Source organism: Variovorax sp. 160MFSha2.1 (genome assembly GCF_048305075.1).
GTDB classification, from domain to species: domain Bacteria; phylum Pseudomonadota; class Gammaproteobacteria; order Burkholderiales; family Burkholderiaceae_C; genus Variovorax; species Variovorax guangxiensis.
The window spans coordinates 4,381,562-4,398,404 of sequence record NZ_CP157624.1; the positions used below are offsets into that span (position 1 = coordinate 4,381,562).

Below are 16,843 nucleotides of genomic sequence, written 5' to 3' on the forward strand. Positions count from 1 at the left end.
AACAACTGGATGCCCATACAGCAGCGGCTTTGATGCGTCCACCGCATCGAAATGCGCCCGATAAATCATCAATGGCTTTGGCCGGCGTGCCACCTGCTGGAGCAGGCGAATAGTTACATTCGAAGTCATGCAATCCCCAGCCGCCCCCGCCCTCTCGGTCAAGCAAGTACTTTTCTGCGGGGCGATGATCGTCACGCTGTCGATGGGCATACGCCACGGCTTCGGCCTGTGGCTCCAGCCGATCACGCAGGCGCAGGACTGGAGCCGGCAGACCTTCTCGTTCGCGCTGGCGGTGCAGAACCTGTCATGGGGCATCTTCGGCGTGTTCGCGGGCATGCTGGCCGACAGGTTCGGCGCGTTCCGGGTGCTGATCGGCGGCTCGCTCCTCTATGCGCTGGGGCTGTTCGGCATGGCGCATTCGCCGACGCCGCTGCTCTTCACGCTGAGCGCGGGCATCCTGATCGGCGCGGCGCAGGCGGGCTCCACCTACGCGGTGATCTACGGCGTGATCGGGCGGCAGATTCCGGCCGAACGGCGCTCCTGGGCGATGGGCGTGGCGGCGGCGGCCGGGTCGTTCGGGCAGTTCCTGATGGCACCCATCGAGGGCCGGCTGATCGGCAGCCTGGGCTGGCAGACCGCGCTCGCGGTGGTGGCGGTACTGGCGCTGGTGATCGTTCCCCTGGCCTTCGGGCTGCGCGAGCCGAAGACGGCGGCGCTGGCCGGCCACCGCGAGCAGTCGGTGATGCAGGCGGTGGGCGAGGCCTTCCGCTACCCGAGCTTCGGCCTGCTGATGGCGGGCTACTTCGTCTGCGGCTTCCAGCTGGCCTTCATCGGCATCCACATGCCGACCTACCTGCGCGACCGCAGCCTGCCGGCCGAGGTGGCGGGCTACGCGCTGGCGCTGATCGGCCTGTTCAATGTGTTCGGCACCTACACGGTGGGGCTGCTGGGGCAGAAGCTGGCCAAGCGGAAGATCCTGGCGGCCATCTACTTCGCGCGGGCAGTGTCGATCGCGCTCTTCCTGATGGCGCCGATCTCGCCGATGAGCGTGTACTTCTTCTCCGCGGCGATGGGCTTCCTGTGGCTGTCCACGGTGCCGGCCACCAACGCCATCGTGGCGGGCATCTTCGGCGTGGCGCATCTTTCGATGCTCAGCGGCTTCGTGTTCCTGAGCCACCAGGTCGGCTCCTTCCTGGGCGTGTGGCTCGGGGGCTACCTGTACGACACCACGGGCAGCTACGACATCGTCTGGTACATCGCGATCGCGCTGGGCGTGTTCGCCGCGGTGGTCAACCTGCCGGTGAAGGAAAGCGCCATTCCGCGCGGTCCGCAGCCGGTGGGCGCCGCGGGCTGATCCGCAGCCGGTTTGCGTGTAAACAGGGCCATGACTACCCGGATGCGCCATCACATCGTCCACGCCGGCTGGCTGGCCGCCGCGCTGGCGGTGCTGGGCGGCGTGTTCGCGCTGTACGTGCATCCGGACTTCCTGGTGACGCTGGTCGACCAGATCTGGTCCTGCTTCTGAGCCTCATTGCTATGAAAGAAATAGCGCCAGTGCACGGCCTGGGAGCACCTTCCGAATGGATTGCCCGGTGGTCGCACCTGCTTGCGACCGGCGCGTCGGTGCTGGACGTGGCCTGCGGCGCCGGGCGGCACATGAAGTGGTTCGCCGGACGCGGGCACGCGGTCACCGGCGTCGACCGCTCTCCCGAGGCTGTCGAGGCGGCAAGCACGTTCGGCAAGGTGATCGAGGCCGACATCGAATCCGGCTCCTGGCCCTTCTCCGGCCGGGCCTTCGGTGCCGTGGTCGTCACCAACTACCTCTGGCGCCCGCGCATGGCCGACATCGTTGCCGCTGTGGCGCCGGGCGGCGTGCTGCTCTACGAGACCTTCGCCACGGGCAACGAAACCGTCGGCAAGCCCTCGCGGCCCGACTTCCTGCTGCAGCCGGGCGAACTGCTGACGGCCTGCGCCGGACTGAGCGTGGTGGCCTACGAGGACGGGTTCATCGCGCAGCCGGAGCGCTTCGTGCAGCGCATCGCGGCCGTTCGCCCGCCCGCGGCCGATTCCGGTCTGCCGGCGCGCCGCTTCCTTAAGGGAAACTAAGGGGCCCGGGGCCGCTGTCTGGCGGGGCGCCGGAGTAAGTAGAATCGGCGCTTTCGTCCACCGACAAAGAGATTCCCCTTGGAGCAACTGACAGGCAGCATCGTCGCGCTCGTCACGCCGATGCACGACGACGGCAGTGTCGACTACCCCGCCCTGCGGCGACTCATCGACTGGCACATCGAAGAAGGTACCGACTGCCTGGGCGTGGTCGGCACCACCGGCGAATCGCCGACGGTCGATGTCGAGGAGCACTGCGAAATCATCCGCGTCTCGGTCGAGCAGGCCAAGGGCCGCGTGCCCGTGATGGCCGGCTGCGGCGCGAACTCCACCAAGGAAGCCATCGAGCTCGCCAAGTTCGCCAAGGGCGTGGGCGCCGACTCGCAGCTCCAGGTCGTGCCTTACTACAACAAGCCCACGCAAGAGGGCCAGTACCAGCACTTCAAGGCCATCGCCGAGGCCGTGGGCGACCTGCCCATCGTGCTGTACAACGTGCCCGGCCGCACTGTCGCCGATATGGCGCACGACACCGTGCTGCGCCTGGCGCAGGTGCCCGGCATCATCGGCATCAAGGAAGCCACCGGCAACATCGAGCGAGCCCAGTGGCTCATCCGCGAAGTGCCGAAGAACTTCGCCGTCTATTCCGGCGACGACCCGACCGCGGTCGCGCTCATGCTCTGCGGCGGCCAGGGCAACATCAGCGTCACGGCCAACATCGCGCCGCGCAAGATGCACGAGCTGTGCGTCGCCGCGCTGGCGGGCGACGTGAAGCGCGCCATGCAGATCCAGTTCGAGCTCATGCCGCTGCACCGCAACCTGTTCGTCGAGCCCAACCCGATCCCGCTGAAGTGGGCGATGGCACGGCTCGGCCTGTGTGGCGGCGCGCTGCGCCTGCCGCTCACCGAACTCGGCGAAGCGAGCCGCCCCGCGGTCGAAGGCGCCCTGCGCGCCACCGGCCTGCTGAAGGGCTGAGCACTCCTCTCCAGCACGTCCCGGACCTGCCTTTCCCCTGGCCACAGCAAGGTTAAGCAACCTTTTGCCCGAACCGCGCTCAGAGATGGCGGCGGGCACTGCGGCCCCTAGATTGACCGAACCATTCCAACAAGGAAGACGACGTTGAAGAACCTTTCGCGACTTGCACTGCTGGCCCTCGTTGCCAGCCTCGCCGCCTGCTCCGTCCTCGAGAGCGACAAGATCGACTACAAGAGCGCAGGCAAGGCCCCGACGCTCGAAGTCCCGCCCGATCTTTCCCAGCTTTCGCGCGACAACCGCTACGCCATCCCCGGCGGCGCCGTGAGCGCAAACTCGTACCAGGCAGGCATCGCCAACGCACCCGGCGTCCCCACCGCGGTGGCCAACATCGGCGACGTGCGCATGGAGCGCTCGGGCACGCAGCGCTGGATCGTGGTCAATCGCACGCCCGACCAGCTCTGGGACCCGGTGAAGGACTTCTGGCAGGAAAACGGCTTCCTGCTGACCACCGACCAGCGCAACCTGGGCATCATGGAAACCGACTGGGCCGAGAACCGCGCCAAGCTGCCGCAGGACATCATCCGCGGCACGCTGGGCAAGCTGGTCGACTCGGTCTACTCCACCGGCGAGCTCGACCGCTTCCGCACCCGCCTGGAGCGCACCACCACCGGCACCGAGATCTTCATCAGCCATCGCGGCATGCAGGAGGTCTACAACAACTCCCGCCAGGACCAGACCGTGTGGCAGCCGCGCCCCAGCGATCCTGAGCTCGAGACCGAATTCCTGCGCCGCCTGATGGTCAAGCTCGGCGTGTCGCAGGAGCAGTCGAAGATCCTGGCCGCGACCACCGCGACGCCCAAGACTGCCACCATCGCCAAGGTCGGCAACCAGCCGGTCGTGCAGATCAGCGAAGGCTTCGACCGCGCATGGCGCCGCGTCGGCCTCGCGCTCGATCGCACCGGCTTCACCGTGGAAGACCGCGACCGCAGCGCCGGCGTCTACTACGTGCGCTACGTGCCGCCGAACCCCGACAAGAAGGAGCCCGGCTTCTTCGGCAAGCTGTTCGGTGGCTCGAGCAAGGCCGAGGCGCCCGCGAAGTTCCGCATCTCGGTCAAGAGCCAGGGCGAATCGACCACGGTGTCGGTGCTCAACGAAGCCGGCGCACCCGAAACCTCGGTCAACGCCGAGCGCATCGTCAAGGTCATCGCCGACGACCTGAGATAACCCGCATGCTCCGCTTCCGAAGCCTCGGCAGCGGCAGCACGGGCAACGCCGCGCTGGTCGAGACGACCAGCGCCGGCCGCACCTCCCGCCTCCTCGTCGACTGCGGCTTCGGCCTCAAGCAGCTCGACCTGCGCCTGGCCCAGGCAGGCCTTGCAGCCAGCGACATCGACGCGATCTTCGTGACCCACGAGCACGGCGACCACATAGGCTGCGCCCATTCGCTGTCGCGGCGCAATCGCATTCCAGTCTGGATGAGCGAAGGCACGTGGCTCGCCACCGGCGGGCGCGACTTCGAGGGCCTGCTGCACCTCGCGCGCGACGATGCCGAGTTCACGGTCGGCGACATCTGCGTGCAGCCCTTCACCGTTCCGCACGATGCGCGCGAACCGCTGCAATTGCGCTGTACAGACGGCAACCGCACGCTGGGCGTGCTGACCGACCTGGGCCATGCAACGACGCACGTGCTGACCCGGCTGGCCGGCGTGCATTCGCTGCTGCTGGAGTTCAACCATGACAGCGAGCTGCTCGCGAACTCGAGCTACCCGCCCTTCCTCAAGCACCGCGTGGGCGGCAACTACGGGCACCTGTCGAACACCGCCGCAGCCGAGATCGCACGCGCGCTGCTGCACGACGGCCTGCGGCATGTGGTCGCGGCGCACCTGAGCGAGCAGAACAACCGGCCCGAGATCGTGCGGCGCCTCATGGCCGAAGCGCTGGGCGGCAACGAGTCGGAGATGCTGACGGCCACGGCCAGCGCAGGCTCGCCCTGGCTCGACGTCTGAGCGCCAGGGCCCTCACGCTCTCCTAAGAAAAAAAGCCGCCTCATGGCGGCTTTTTCATGGCTGATGCAGTCCTTGCTGCTTACTGCTTCGGCGCTTCATTCTTCTTCGCGGCCTCGGTGGCTGCGTTCGCGGCATCGAGCGCCGACTGCGAGCCCGAAGAAGGCGCGGTCGACGACGAGGACGATGCGCCCGGATCGGCCGATGGCGCGGGAGCGGGAGCAGCGGGCGCGGGTGCGGGTTCAGTCACGGGCGCAGGAGGCGGCGTCACGACAGCCGGCGCTGCATCCTCCTTCTTGCCGCAGGCGACGAGCGCGGCAGCGGCAATCAGAGAGGCGATCAGGACGGACGATGACTTCTTCATGGAATCTCCTTTGGCAATGAAGGTCTGGAACGAAAAAATTCTAGACCTGCATATCCGCCTGAATATGTCTCGCGGCCGCATTCGCGGCATTGGCTTACAAGCCGAGTGTCGATGCCGGAAACGCGGGCCGGCCCATGCGCCAGCACTCTTCGATGGCCTCGCGCAATTCGCTGCGCGCGCGTGCGTCTGCGCCGCTCACGCCCCTGCTTCGTTCGGGGTCGATGCGATGCGCGAACCATGAGGGCGTCCAGATGGCGCTCGGCACTTCCGTGCCCGATGCCTTGCCTGCGGCCCTGCATTCGATGATGTGGTCCCACATGCGGCGCCATGCGACGAAGCGCGCATGGCCGCGTTCGAGAATGTCGTAGCGCTGCGCGAGCAGCATCAGGCGGCGGCCGCTCGCGGCCCAGGCCTGCAATACCTCGATGGTCGCGCGCTCGCCGAGGGGCCAGTCGGCGAAATCGGGGTCGCTGAAGACGACCTCCTTCCAGCCTTCGCGCGCCGCGGCCGAGAGTGCGTTGCGCAGGAGCACGTCGAAGGCCTCCCGGCCATCGAAGCGGCCCTCGGGCAATGACGGGCCGGGCGCCTCATCCGGCATGGAGCCACCCTGCCTCGCACCACTCGCCCAGCAGCGCAAGAGCGCCTTCGCTCGCTCGCGAGAGTTCGCGCGCACCGAGCTCGCGGCGGTCGGCCAGCTTGCGCATCAGCGTCGCATCGGCGCCGCCCGCGCGAAAGCTCTCGCCGTTGATGTAGATGTGCCGCGCGTCGTAGAGCATGCGCGTGCGGCGGTCGAGCTTCACGTGCTGCATGGCCGCTGGCGCCTCACCGCTTTCATCGAACCAGACGTTGGCCTTGGGCTCGGTGAGCGACTCGCCAAGGGCACGGTCGATGGCATCGGCATCGCGCAGCGCCGCCTCGATGGCCTTGCGCGCGAAACCCTGCAGGGCCGCGGGCATCGCGGCGGGCGCATCGACGGCGGGCTGCGTCGGATCGCGGTACCGCGCGAGTTCGGCCGGGCCCGCGTCTTCCAGGTCTTCCGCATAGGCCTGCGCCATACGCGCCAGCAGGTCGGCACCCAACTCGCCCAGGGCCGACGAGCGCAGGCCGATGGAATACGTCATGCAGTCGCCGCCCACGGCCACGCCGTCGTGGGCGTATCGCGGAGGCAGGTAGAGCATGTCGCCGGGCTCGAGCACGAAGCTCTGCTCGGGCTCGAAGTTCTCGAGGATCTTCAGCGGCAGGCCCTGCTGCAGCCGCAGGTCGCTCTGCTTGCCGATGGACCAGCGCCGGCGCCCGTGCGCCTGCAGCAGGAACACGTCGTAGCTGTCGAAGTGCGCGCCGACGCCACCGGTATCGCTCGCGTAGCTGATCATGAGGTCGTCGAGGCGCGCGTCGGGCAGGAAGCGGAACTGCCGCATCAGCTCGTGCACGCCCTCGTGGTGCAGGTCGACGCCCTGCACCAGCAGCGTCCATGCCGGCTGCTTCAGCGACGGCAGGGCGCGGCGGGCAAGGGGGCCGTGCTTGAGCGACCAGCCGGCCTTGCCGTGGCGGATGAGGCGCGATTCGACGTCCTCACGCTCGGCCAGGGCGAACAACTCGGAACGCTCGATCGGTGGCACCATCGCGGGTATCGCCTGCCGCACGAGCAAGGGTTTTTTCTGCCAGTGCCGCCGCATGAACTGCGCGGCGCTCAGGCCGCCCAGCAGGGGCAGCGGTTTGTTGATCTCCATGGGAGAATTCTGCAATGGAAATCTCTGAACAATGCGTGGTCGGCCTGACCTGGACGATGAAAGACACGCTCGGCGACGTGCTTGATGTGCTCGACGAGCCTGTCGAATTCCTGGTCGGCGGCGACGATCTCTTCGACGTGATCGAAGCGGCCCTGCAGGGCCATGAACCCGGCGCCCGGGTGCAACTGCAGATCGAGCCCGAACAGGGCTTCGGCGACTTCAACGACCAGTTGCTCTTCCTGGAGCCCCGCTCGCTCTTCCCCGAAGGCACCGAGGAAGGCATGACCTTCGACGGCTCCGCACTGCCCAAGGGCGTGAATGCCGACATTCCGAAGGACACGATCTACACCGTGGCCGAGATCTATCCCGACCACCTGGTGCTCGACGGCAACCATCCGCTGGCGGGCATCGCGATCCGGCTCGACATCACCGTGCGTTCCGTGCGCGAGGCCACCGAGGAAGAAGTGGGACGCGGCACGGCGGGCACGGGCTTCTTCAAGATTGCGCCGATGGCGCCGGGCAACCAGACGCTGCACTGACGCGCCGAATCCGGCCGGAGGCTGCGCATACGAAAAAAGCCGGGCGATGCCCGGCTTTTTCACGTCTAAAACAAGCGCGGCTTACATCCGCGAGATCTGACCGTTGTCGATGCGCACGCGGTCGCCAATGCGCAGGTCGCCGGGGCTCTGCACGTCGAAGGCGCGATAGCCGCCGCGGTCGGTCTGCACCGAGACGCGGTACATCTCGTAGACGCGCGGACCGTTCTGCTGTGCCTCGATGGTGTTGCCCAGCAGGGCGCCGCCCACGATGCCCAGCGCGGTCGCCGCGGCGCGGCCATTGCCCCGGCCGAACTGGTTGCCCACCACGCCGCCGATGACGCCACCGGCGACGGCACCGCCGCCCGTGGTGCCGGTGCCGGCGGTTTCGCTGCGCAGCACCTCGATGTTGGCCACGTGGCCGTACTCGACGTAGGAAGCTTCCTGGTAGGGAATGGCCTGCGGAGGCGCCTGGTAGGGATAGCGCGAGGTCTGGTAGACCGGCGCCGGTGCCACGCACGCCGTGAGCGTGGCCACGGCCAGCACGGAAGCGGTGACGGAAACAAAGCGCATTGAGATCTTCATGTTGGAGGCTCCTCGGAAAGAACGATGCAAGGATGATGAATGCATGCACCCTGCGTGTGCCTGACTAACGCCGCAGCATCGGCCGCGATGACGCCGTTCACACACTGAAACCTTCGAGGCCGTACGGCCCGGGCCGGTTCCGCTCTTTACCGCCCGGACACTCAGCCGATCTTCAGGATTCGCTCAATGTTTGCCGGTAGAGCCGTAGCCGCCCTCGCCTCGTTGCGTGGGTGCAAATTCTGTGACCACTCGAAACTGCGCCTGCACCACCGGAACGATCACCAACTGCGCCAGCCGCTCCATCGGGTTCAGCACGAAGGGCGTGTCGCTGCGGTTCCAGGCGCTGATCTTCAGCTCGCCCTGGTAGTCGCTGTCGATCAGGCCGACGAGGTTGCCCAGCACGATGCCGTGCTTGTGGCCCAGCCCCGAGCGCGGAAGGATCAGCGCCGCATAGGCCGGGTCGGCCAGATGGATGGCGATGCCGGTGCCCACCAGCTGCCAGCCGTTGGGCTCCAGCGTGATGGGGGCATCGAGGCAGGCTCGCAGGTCGAGGCCGGCGCTTCCGGGGGTGGCGTATGCGGGCAGTTGATCCACCATGCGCGGATCGAGGATGCGGACGTCGACTTTCACTAGTTATTGCCTTGCTTCTGTTGCTGTTCTCTTTGCTTTCGGGCCGCTTCTTCCAGCACCTGCTGCCACTTGGCAACGCCGGGTGTGAGCTTCAGGCCCTTCAATTTCCTGCCGAACCAGGCGGCCAGCGCCGCCAGGACGATCAGCACGCCGAACGGCACGCCCGCGGCCCAGAGCACGAGGAACGCCACCGCGCCGAAGATCCCCAGCACCTTGAGCAGCGCCGGATCGAAGGAGCCAGGCTGCTTCCTGGGCACTTCGCCGTTGGGGAGCTCGGCGCGCTGCATCGCGGCGGTGACGGGCCCCTGCGCCTGCGGACCGGAGGTCGGCGTCATGCCGATGTCCAACCCGTGCTCGCAGGGCGCTGCGGCGGTCCGCTTCGGCAGCGCCGCCTGCGCGGACAGCCGCTCCACATAGCGGGCGAAATCGCCATTCGGCGGTGTGTTCCATTGGGGATTCATCAGACCCTCCAGTCGGGAAGACGCGCTGCAATCTCGGTCATGAGCTCGCGCGCCAGCGTGAGCTTGGGGGCGCGCGGGAGCTCGCGCACGCCGTTGGCGTCCACCAGCAGCAGCGCGTTGTCGTCCTGGCCGAAGGTCAGCGGGCCGATGTTGCCCACCAGCAGCGGGATGCCCTTGCGCTCGCGCTTGGCCTTGGCGTGTTCGGCGAGGTTCTCGCTCTCGGCGGCGAAGCCCACGCAGAAGAGCTTCTTCGACTGGGCCCGCTCGCTCTTCGCGACGGCGAGGAGGATGTCCGGGTTCTCGGTGAAGTTCAGCACCGGCGTCCTGCCGCTGCCGTCCTTCTTGATCTTCTGGTTGCTCTGGGTGGCCGGCCGCCAGTCTGCGACGGCTGCCGTAGCTACGAAAATGCTAGCACTCTGGGCCGCACGGGTGGTCGCTTCGAGCATGTCCTGCGCCGAGAGCACGTCGACGCGCGTCACGCCGCGCGGCGTGGGCAGGTGCACCGGCCCGGCCACCAGCGTGACCTCGGCGCCTGCCTCGCGGGCAGCCCGGGCAATGGCGAAGCCCATCTTGCCGGACGAATGGTTGGTGATGCCGCGGATCGGGTCCAGCGCCTCGAAGGTCGGACCGGCCGTGACCAGCACCTTCTGGCCCGCCAGCAGCTTGGGGCTGAAGAAGGCGGTGACATCTTCCAGCAGCTGTGCCGGCTCCAGCATGCGGCCGTCGCCGGTCTCGCCGCAGGCCTGCCAGCCGTTGCCCACCCCCAATACCGTCGCGCCGTCGGCCGCAACCTGCATGAGGTTGCGCTGCGTGGCCGGATGGGCCCACATCTCGCGGTTCATGGCCGGGGCGATCAGCAGCGGGATGCGGTCCATCGGGCGAGCCAGGCACATCAGGCTCAGCAGGTCGTCGGAGCGGCCTTGCACCAGCCGGGCGATGAAGTCGGCGCTGCAGGGGGCCAGCACGATCGCATCCGCCTCGCGGCTGAGGTTGATGTGCGGCATGTTGTTGGGCTCGCGGGTGTCCCACTGCGAGGTGTAGACGGTTCGCCCCGAGAGCGCCTGCATGGTGACGGGGGTGATGAACTGCTCCGCTGCCTCGGTCATGACGACCTGGACGGTCGCCCCCGCCTTGACGAACAGCCGGCACAGCTCGGCCGACTTGTAGCAGGCGATGCCTCCGGTGAGGCCCAGGACGATGTGTTTGCCGGCGAGGTCTTGCATGGGCTGTATTGTTGCTCACCCCCAGGCTTCGCACTTCGTGTCTTCGCCTCCCCCCGACCGGGGGCGGGCCGGCCGCTTCGGGCGGCCGTGCGCGGCGGCCCCCACGAAAGATGCCCTTCTCGAAAGGTGTCGCGAAGGGCACACCTATAATCGCAATTTCCCACTGCCCGGATTCACAGCGTCCGGAACTGGCATGACCAAATTTGTCTTCGTCACCGGTGGTGTCGTTTCTTCCCTTGGCAAGGGAATCGCCTCCGCCTCGCTCGCCGCGATCCTCGAATCGCGCGGCCTCCAAGTCACCCTCATCAAGCTCGATCCGTACATCAATGTCGACCCCGGCACGATGTCGCCCTTCCAGCATGGGGAAGTGTTCGTCACCGATGACGGCGCGGAGACCGACCTCGACCTCGGCCACTACGAGCGCTTCATCAACACGCGGATGCGCAAGGCCAACAACTTCACGACCGGCCAGATCTACAAGACCGTGCTCGAGAAGGAACGCCGCGGCGACTACCTCGGCAAGACGGTGCAGGTGATCCCGCACATCACCAACGAGATCCAGGAATACATCAAGCGCGGCGCCGGCATCGGCACGGCGCACGAGGTGGACGTGGCCATCGTCGAGATCGGCGGCACCGTGGGCGACATCGAGTCGCTGCCCTTCCTGGAGGCCGTTCGCCAGATGAGCCTGCGCATGGGCCCGAACAACTCGGCCTTCGTGCACCTGAGCTACGTGCCCTGGATCGCCGCCGCCGGCGAGCTCAAGACCAAGCCCACCCAGCACACGGCGCAGAAGCTGCGCGAGATCGGCATCCAGGCCGACGCCCTGCTGTGCCGCGCCGACCGCCGCATCCCCGACGACGAGCGCGCCAAGATCTCGCTGTTCTCGAACGTGCCCGAATGGGGCGTTATCTCCATGTGGGACGTGGACACCATCTACAAGGTGCCCCGCATGCTGCACGAGCAGGGCCTGGACGGCCTGATCTGCGACAAGCTGCGCATCAACACCCCGCCCGCCAAGCTGCAGCGCTGGGACGAGCTGGTCTACGAGGTCGAGCATCCGCAGAAGGAAGTCTCGATCGCCATGGTCGGCAAGTACGTCGACCTGTCGGACAGCTACAAGTCGCTCAACGAGGCGCTGCGCCATGCCGGCATGAAGAACCATGCCCGCGTGAAGATCGACTACATCGACTCCGAGACCATCTCGCCGCAGGACGTCTCGCGCCTGGCCAAGTACGACGCCATCCTGGTGCCCGGCGGCTTCGGCCAGCGCGGCGTGGAAGGCAAGATCTCGGCCGCGCGCTTCGCCCGCGAGGGCAAGGTGCCCTACCTCGGCATCTGCCTGGGCATGCAGGTGGCCACCATCGAATACGCCCGCCACGTGGCCGGCCTGAAGAACGCCAACAGCACCGAGTTCGACCCCGAGACGCCCACCCCCGTGATCGCGCTGATCACCGAGTGGAAGGACGCCGACGGCACCGTGAAGATCCGCGACGAGAAGTCCGACCTCGGCGGCACCATGCGCCTGGGCGCGCAGAGCTCCGACGTGGCTCCGGGCACGCTGGCCCACAGCATCTACGGCGACGTGGTCACTGAACGCCACCGCCACCGCTACGAAGCCAACGTGAACTACCTCGACGAGCTGCGCAAGGCCGGCCTCGTGATCTCCGCCCTCACCCAGCGCGAGCACCTGACCGAAATCGTCGAGCTGCCGCAGGACGTGCACCCGTGGTTCATGGGCGTGCAGTTCCACCCCGAGTTCAAGTCGACTCCGTGGGGCGGCCACCCGCTCTTCAACGCCTTCATCAAGGCCGCGCTCGAGCACAAGGAAAAGGGTTCGGGCAGCACCAACAAGACGCTGAAGGCGGTTGCATGAGCGCCGCGCCGGGCCGCCCCAAGCAAGCTCGCACCGCAGTGCGGAGCACGGAGGTATTCGAATGAGCAGCGGCTACGTCATCGCACATGTCGAGGTCACGAACCCGACGCAGTACGAGGAATACAAGAAGTGGTCGACCGTCGCCATGCAGGCGCACGGCGCCGAGGTGTGCGTGCGCGGCGGCCAGGTGCAGCCGCTGGAGGGCGACTGGAAGCCCACGCGCATCGTCATCCTCAAGTTCCCCAGCTTCGAGAAGGCGAAGGCCTTCTACGAGACGCCCGAGTACCTCAAGGCGCGCGAGGCGCGTGCCGGCGCCGCGATCATGAACATGATCGCCGTCGAGGGCCTCTGATCTCCTGCCCCGTTTCCCCATCTATTCATCCGCCCAAAGAGACCAGAAAGAGAAAGACAGAAGATGAGTGCAATCGTTGACATCGTCGGCCGCGAAATTCTCGACAGCCGAGGCAACCCCACCGTCGAATGCGACGTGCTGCTCGAGTCGGGCACCATGGGCCGCGCGGCCGTGCCCTCGGGCGCATCGACCGGCTCGCGCGAAGCCATCGAGCTGCGCGACGGCGACAAGAGCCGCTATCTCGGCAAGGGCGTGCTGAAGGCCGTCGAGAACATCAACACCGAGATCTCGGAAGCCGTGCTCGGCCTGGACGCCAGCGAGCAGGCCTTCCTCGATCGCACGATGATCGACCTCGACGGCACCGACAACAAGGGCCGCCTGGGCGCCAACGCCACCCTCGCCGTCTCGATGGCCGTGGCCCGCGCTGCTGCGGAAGAATCGGGCCTGCCGCTGTACCGCTACTTCGGCGGCATGGGCGGCATGCAGCTGCCGGTGCCGATGATGAACGTCATCAACGGCGGCGCGCACGCCAACAACAGCCTCGACCTGCAGGAATTCATGATCATCCCCGTGGGCGCCAAGAGCTTCCGCGAGGCCGTGCGCTATGGCGCCGAAGTGTTCCACGCACTCAAGAAAATCCTGGGCGACCGCGGCATCAGTACGGCAGTGGGCGACGAAGGCGGCTTCGCTCCCAGCGTCGAGAGCCACGAAGCAGCCATCCAGCTGATCCTCGAAGCCATCGACAAGGCCGGCTACACCGCCGGCGAACAGATCGCCCTGGGCCTGGACTGCGCGGCCAGCGAGTTCTACAAGGACGGCAAGTACGTGTTGTCGGGCGAGAACCTGTCGCTCACGGCCGAGAGCTGGACCGACATGCTCGCGACCTGGGTCGACAAGTACCCGATCATCAGCATCGAGGACGGCATGCACGAAGGCGACTGGGACGGCTGGAAGCTGCTCACCGAACGCCTGGGCAAGCGCGTGCAGCTGGTGGGCGACGACCTTTTCGTCACCAACACCAAGATCCTGCAGGAAGGCATCGAGAAGGGCATCGCCAACTCGATCCTGATCAAGATCAACCAGATCGGCACGCTGACCGAGACCTTCGCCGCCATCGAGATGGCCAAGCGCGCGGGCTACACCGCCGTGATCTCGCACCGCTCGGGCGAAACGGAAGACAGCACCATCGCCGACATCGCCGTGGGCACCAACGCCGGCCAGATCAAGACCGGCTCGCTCTCGCGTTCGGACCGCATCGCCAAGTACAACCAGCTGCTGCGCATCGAGGAAGACCTGGGCGACATCGCCGTCTACCCCGGCCGCGGCGCGTTCTACAACCTGAAGTAACGCCGGACGCCACGCGGCATGCGCGCCCGCCTCGTTCCACCGATCGTCCTGCTGCTCCTGCTGGCCATCCTGCAGTGGCAGCTGTGGAACGGGCGCGGCAGCGTGCGCGACGTGGCCCAGCTGCGGACCAAGCTGGCCGACCAGAAGGAAGCCAACGCCAAGGCCGCGCTGAACAACGAGCGCCTGAGCTCCGAGGTCAACGACCTCAAGGACGGGCTCGAGATGGTCGAGGAGCGTGCCCGCGCGGAACTCGGCATGGTGAAGCCCAACGAGGTCTTCGTGCAAATCGCGCACTGACCTCGGCCACCTCTTCCCCCCGCCTCTTTTCTTTCTTCGCCTCAGAGCCGATGACCGAGCTTCTCTCGGCCCCCGCGTTCATGCTCTGGGGCTCTCCCGTGAGCTGGCTCGAACTCGTCGCGTCGACGCTGGCGCTCGCCATGGTCGGCTGCAACATGCGCGAAATCCACTGGGGATGGCCGCTGGCCATCGTCAGCTCTGTGCTCTACGTGGCGGTGTTCGCCAAGGCGCGCATCTACGGCGACGCCTCGCTGCAGGTCTTCTTCGCGCTCGTCGCGCTCTGGGGGTGGGCGCAGTGGCTTCGCGGCCACCGGGCCGACGGCAGCGCGCTGCGCGTCAGCCGGCTTTCTTCGCGCGGCGTCGCGCTCACGCTGCTGGCCTGCGCAGTGGCATGGCCGGCGGTCGCCCTCTTCCTGCGCCGCTTCACCGACACCGACGTGCCCTGGTGGGACGGCTTCGCCACCGGCCTGAGCCTGGTCGGGCAGTTCCTGCTCGGGCGCAAGTTCATCGAAAACTGGCTGGTCTGGCTGGCAGTGAACGTGGTGAGCGTGGGCCTCTTCATCCACAAGGGCCTGTGGCTCACGGTGGGCCTGTATGCGGTGTTCGCAGTGCTCAGCGTGGCCGGCTACCTTGCCTGGCGCCAGCGCATGCCGTCCAGCGCCGCAGCGGCCGTGCGCGCATGACCCCCGTGCTGCCGACGGGCTGCGTCATCGCCCTCGTGGGTGCCGAAAGCACCGGCAAGACCGAGCTGGCCCGCGCCATCGCGCAGCGCCTGCAGGACCGCGGCGTACCGACCACCCTGGTGAGCGAGTACCTGCGCGAATGGTGCGAGCGCGAAGGCCGCACGCCGCGCCCCGACGAGCAGCAGGCCATCGCCGACGAGCAGACCCGCCGCATAGCGCTCGCAGCCGCCACCGGCGTGGTGGTGGCCGACACCACTGCGCTCATGACGGCCGTCTACAGCGAGCAGCTCTTCGCGGACACCTCCCTCTACGACAGTGCGCTGGCCGCCCAGCGGCGCTACGCCATCACGCTGCTGACCGCGCTCGACCTGCCCTGGGTGGCCGACGACATGCGCGACGGCCCGCATGCGCAGCAGCCGACCGACACGCTGGTGCGCGCCGCGCTCGCGGGCGCGAAGCTCTCGTATGCCGTGGTGCACGGCAGCGGCGGCGAGCGGCTTGCCAACGCGTGGAACGCCATCGTTTCCATCGCAGGCAACGAGGGCCGGCCGCGCACGCGCGCCAGGTCCGACGCGAAACCCGCCTCCTGGTCGTGGCCTTGCGAGAAATGCTCCGACCCGGAATGCGAACATAGGCTCTTCAGCGATCTCATCGCACGCCGCGAGTAGCGGCCCTCCCTTTCCCCCTACCGGAGACCCGATGCCCCTTTCGACCGCCGCGCGCATCGCGCTTCTTCCTTCCGCTCTGGCCGCCCTGCTGCTGTCGGCCACCGGCCCGGTCCACGCGGCACCTGTCGCGGCCACCGTCGAGAACGGCACCACCACCACCGCCTGCGCCGAGGAAGACAACGTCTCGCTGACCCTGCGCGGCGAAGGCATCCGCCACATGCGCATCGAAGCGCTGCAGCCCGACTACCTCGACAAGATCGGCAACGACGTCACCGCGCCCGACTTCTCGGGCTGCAACTTCGACGGCGGCGAGCATCCCACCGATCCGGCCTACCGCTTCCGCAAGCGCACCGTGGTGCTGATGGACAACGCCCAGTGGCGCATCGTCGGCATGACCCTGCCGAGCTTCTGGCGCCCGCAGCGGGTGCCCGTGCAGGTGGGCAAGCGCAAGGACCGCGGCTTTCATCTGCTGCAGGTGTTCAGGAAGGAGAACGGTAAGCCGCTCGAAGCCATCGTGCTCTATCCGTCGGATGGCTACTGGCGCATCAAGCCGCTGCCCGAGCCGCGCTTCGGCGACGGGGTGTACGGCTCGTCCTTCCTGCTCGGCCCGGTCGAGGCCGCCGCGCGGCCGGTGGTGAACATCGCGTCGATCCGCATCGTGCCGCGCCCGCTGGCCATCCACGTGCGCTTCACCGACGGCGGCAGTGCCGCGGTGAAGGTCGACGAGATCAGCCGCGCGCGCACCGCGCTCGACGTGACGCTGTCGAAGCCCACCGCAAGCACCCAGCCCTTTGCGGTGCTGCGCTCGATGTACGTCACGCCCGACAACGCCGACGTGAGCGAAGTGCGCTGGCAGGCATCACCCCAGGCGGCGCAGCAGGTGCTGCCGCTGCCGGAAGTGAAGAGCCTCCAGGCCACGCAGGTGCGCTTTGGCCGTAGCCTGCCGTCGAAGCACAACACGAGCGCGCCGGACATCTCGTTCGGCGGGTTCGACGACGCGGCTCGCTAGACCC

At 67.4% G+C, this 16,843-nt stretch carries 21 protein-coding genes; 14 read left to right on the forward strand and 7 right to left on the reverse strand.

Annotated features, from left to right (window positions below; genetic code table 11):
• Positions 1–127: 127 nt before the first annotated feature.
• The 6 genes from ABL838_RS19850 to ABL838_RS19875 all read left to right on the forward strand — a co-directional run bounded on the left by ABL838_RS19850 (position 128) and on the right by ABL838_RS19875 (position 5,081).
• Positions 128–1,354: an MFS transporter gene (locus ABL838_RS19850; protein WP_126021752.1), complete on the forward strand. Its 1,227-nt coding sequence runs from the start codon at positions 128–130 to the stop codon at positions 1,352–1,354.
• Between the two features lie 30 nt (positions 1,355–1,384).
• Complete coding sequence (locus ABL838_RS19855) at positions 1,385–1,525, forward strand: hypothetical protein (protein ID WP_369661632.1); 141 nt, start codon at positions 1,385–1,387, stop codon at positions 1,523–1,525.
• An 11-nt stretch (positions 1,526–1,536) separates the two neighbouring features.
• Complete coding sequence (locus ABL838_RS19860; protein ID WP_418121583.1) at positions 1,537–2,106, forward strand: class I SAM-dependent methyltransferase; 570 nt, start codon at positions 1,537–1,539, stop codon at positions 2,104–2,106.
• Positions 2,107–2,226: 120 nt separating this feature from the next.
• Complete coding sequence (gene dapA / locus ABL838_RS19865; RefSeq protein ID WP_240650633.1) at positions 2,227–3,075, forward strand: 4-hydroxy-tetrahydrodipicolinate synthase; 849 nt, start codon at positions 2,227–2,229, stop codon at positions 3,073–3,075.
• A 144-nt stretch (positions 3,076–3,219) separates the two neighbouring features.
• Positions 3,220–4,299: an outer membrane protein assembly factor BamC gene (bamC, locus tag ABL838_RS19870; RefSeq protein ID WP_184641295.1), complete on the forward strand. Its 1,080-nt coding sequence runs from the start codon at positions 3,220–3,222 to the stop codon at positions 4,297–4,299.
• A gap of 5 nt (positions 4,300–4,304) precedes the next feature.
• Positions 4,305–5,081, forward strand: coding sequence for an MBL fold metallo-hydrolase (locus ABL838_RS19875; protein ID WP_418121584.1), 777 nt, complete (start codon positions 4,305–4,307; stop codon positions 5,079–5,081).
• Positions 5,082–5,160: 79 nt separating this feature from the next.
• On the opposite strand, the gene ABL838_RS19880 is transcribed toward ABL838_RS19875, so the two are convergent.
• From ABL838_RS19880 to ABL838_RS19890, 3 genes are all read right to left on the reverse strand, one after another.
• A complete protein-coding gene (locus tag ABL838_RS19880) occupies positions 5,161–5,442 on the reverse strand; it encodes a hypothetical protein (RefSeq protein WP_019655983.1) in 282 nt (93 codons plus the stop codon).
• A 94-nt stretch (positions 5,443–5,536) separates the two neighbouring features.
• A complete protein-coding gene (locus tag ABL838_RS19885; RefSeq protein WP_418121585.1) occupies positions 5,537–6,040 on the reverse strand; it encodes a hypothetical protein in 504 nt (167 codons plus the stop codon).
• Positions 6,030–7,172: a JmjC domain-containing protein gene (locus ABL838_RS19890; RefSeq protein WP_418117048.1), complete on the reverse strand. Its 1,143-nt coding sequence runs from the start codon at positions 7,170–7,172 to the stop codon at positions 6,030–6,032. The genes ABL838_RS19885 and ABL838_RS19890 overlap by 11 nt, the downstream gene beginning before the upstream one ends.
• A gap of 14 nt (positions 7,173–7,186) precedes the next feature.
• Between ABL838_RS19890 and ABL838_RS19895 the strand changes: the two genes are divergently transcribed.
• On the forward strand, positions 7,187–7,711 hold the full coding sequence (locus ABL838_RS19895; RefSeq protein WP_126021745.1) for an FKBP-type peptidyl-prolyl cis-trans isomerase: 525 nt from the start codon (positions 7,187–7,189) through the stop codon (positions 7,709–7,711).
• Between the two features lie 81 nt (positions 7,712–7,792).
• On the opposite strand, the gene ABL838_RS19900 is transcribed toward ABL838_RS19895, so the two are convergent.
• The 4 genes from ABL838_RS19900 to coaBC all read right to left on the reverse strand — a co-directional run bounded on the left by ABL838_RS19900 (position 7,793) and on the right by coaBC (position 10,607).
• The gene (locus ABL838_RS19900; RefSeq protein ID WP_126021744.1) at positions 7,793–8,293 is read right to left on the reverse strand and encodes a glycine zipper 2TM domain-containing protein; all 501 of its coding nucleotides are present in this window, start codon (positions 8,291–8,293) and stop codon (positions 7,793–7,795) included.
• A 183-nt stretch (positions 8,294–8,476) separates the two neighbouring features.
• Complete coding sequence (gene dut / locus ABL838_RS19905; protein WP_019655978.1) at positions 8,477–8,923, reverse strand: dUTP diphosphatase; 447 nt, start codon at positions 8,921–8,923, stop codon at positions 8,477–8,479.
• Positions 8,923–9,384 carry a hypothetical protein gene (locus ABL838_RS19910; protein ID WP_418121586.1) on the reverse strand — a complete coding sequence of 154 codons (462 nt, stop codon included), beginning with the start codon at positions 9,382–9,384 and terminating at the stop codon, positions 8,923–8,925. Before ABL838_RS19910 ends, dut begins: the two co-directional genes overlap by 1 nt.
• The gene (gene coaBC, locus ABL838_RS19915) at positions 9,384–10,607 is read right to left on the reverse strand and encodes a bifunctional phosphopantothenoylcysteine decarboxylase/phosphopantothenate--cysteine ligase CoaBC (RefSeq protein ID WP_418121587.1); all 1,224 of its coding nucleotides are present in this window, start codon (positions 10,605–10,607) and stop codon (positions 9,384–9,386) included. Before coaBC ends, ABL838_RS19910 begins: the two co-directional genes overlap by 1 nt.
• 193 nt (positions 10,608–10,800) lie before the next feature.
• On the opposite strand from coaBC, the gene ABL838_RS19920 reads away from it, so the two are divergent.
• The 7 genes from ABL838_RS19920 to ABL838_RS19950 all read left to right on the forward strand — a co-directional run bounded on the left by ABL838_RS19920 (position 10,801) and on the right by ABL838_RS19950 (position 16,839).
• Complete coding sequence (locus ABL838_RS19920) at positions 10,801–12,483, forward strand: CTP synthase (protein ID WP_184641301.1); 1,683 nt, start codon at positions 10,801–10,803, stop codon at positions 12,481–12,483.
• A gap of 61 nt (positions 12,484–12,544) precedes the next feature.
• Positions 12,545–12,835 (forward strand): DUF1330 domain-containing protein, encoded by a 291-nt coding sequence (locus tag ABL838_RS19925; protein WP_176668178.1) that lies wholly within the window; start codon positions 12,545–12,547, stop codon positions 12,833–12,835.
• 63 nt (positions 12,836–12,898) lie between these two features.
• The gene (gene eno, locus ABL838_RS19930) at positions 12,899–14,182 is read left to right on the forward strand and encodes a phosphopyruvate hydratase (RefSeq protein WP_019655973.1); all 1,284 of its coding nucleotides are present in this window, start codon (positions 12,899–12,901) and stop codon (positions 14,180–14,182) included.
• A gap of 18 nt (positions 14,183–14,200) precedes the next feature.
• Positions 14,201–14,479, forward strand: coding sequence for a cell division protein FtsB (ftsB, locus tag ABL838_RS19935; protein WP_093203189.1), 279 nt, complete (start codon positions 14,201–14,203; stop codon positions 14,477–14,479).
• Between the two features lie 50 nt (positions 14,480–14,529).
• Positions 14,530–15,162: a nicotinamide riboside transporter PnuC gene (gene pnuC / locus ABL838_RS19940; protein WP_418121588.1), complete on the forward strand. Its 633-nt coding sequence runs from the start codon at positions 14,530–14,532 to the stop codon at positions 15,160–15,162.
• A complete protein-coding gene (locus tag ABL838_RS19945) occupies positions 15,159–15,830 on the forward strand; it encodes an AAA family ATPase (RefSeq protein ID WP_184641303.1) in 672 nt (223 codons plus the stop codon). Before pnuC ends, ABL838_RS19945 begins: the two co-directional genes overlap by 4 nt.
• A 31-nt stretch (positions 15,831–15,861) precedes the next feature.
• Entirely contained in the window at positions 15,862–16,839 is a 978-nt protein-coding gene (locus tag ABL838_RS19950; protein WP_418121589.1) for a hypothetical protein, read from the forward strand.
• Positions 16,840–16,843: the final 4 nt, after the last annotated feature.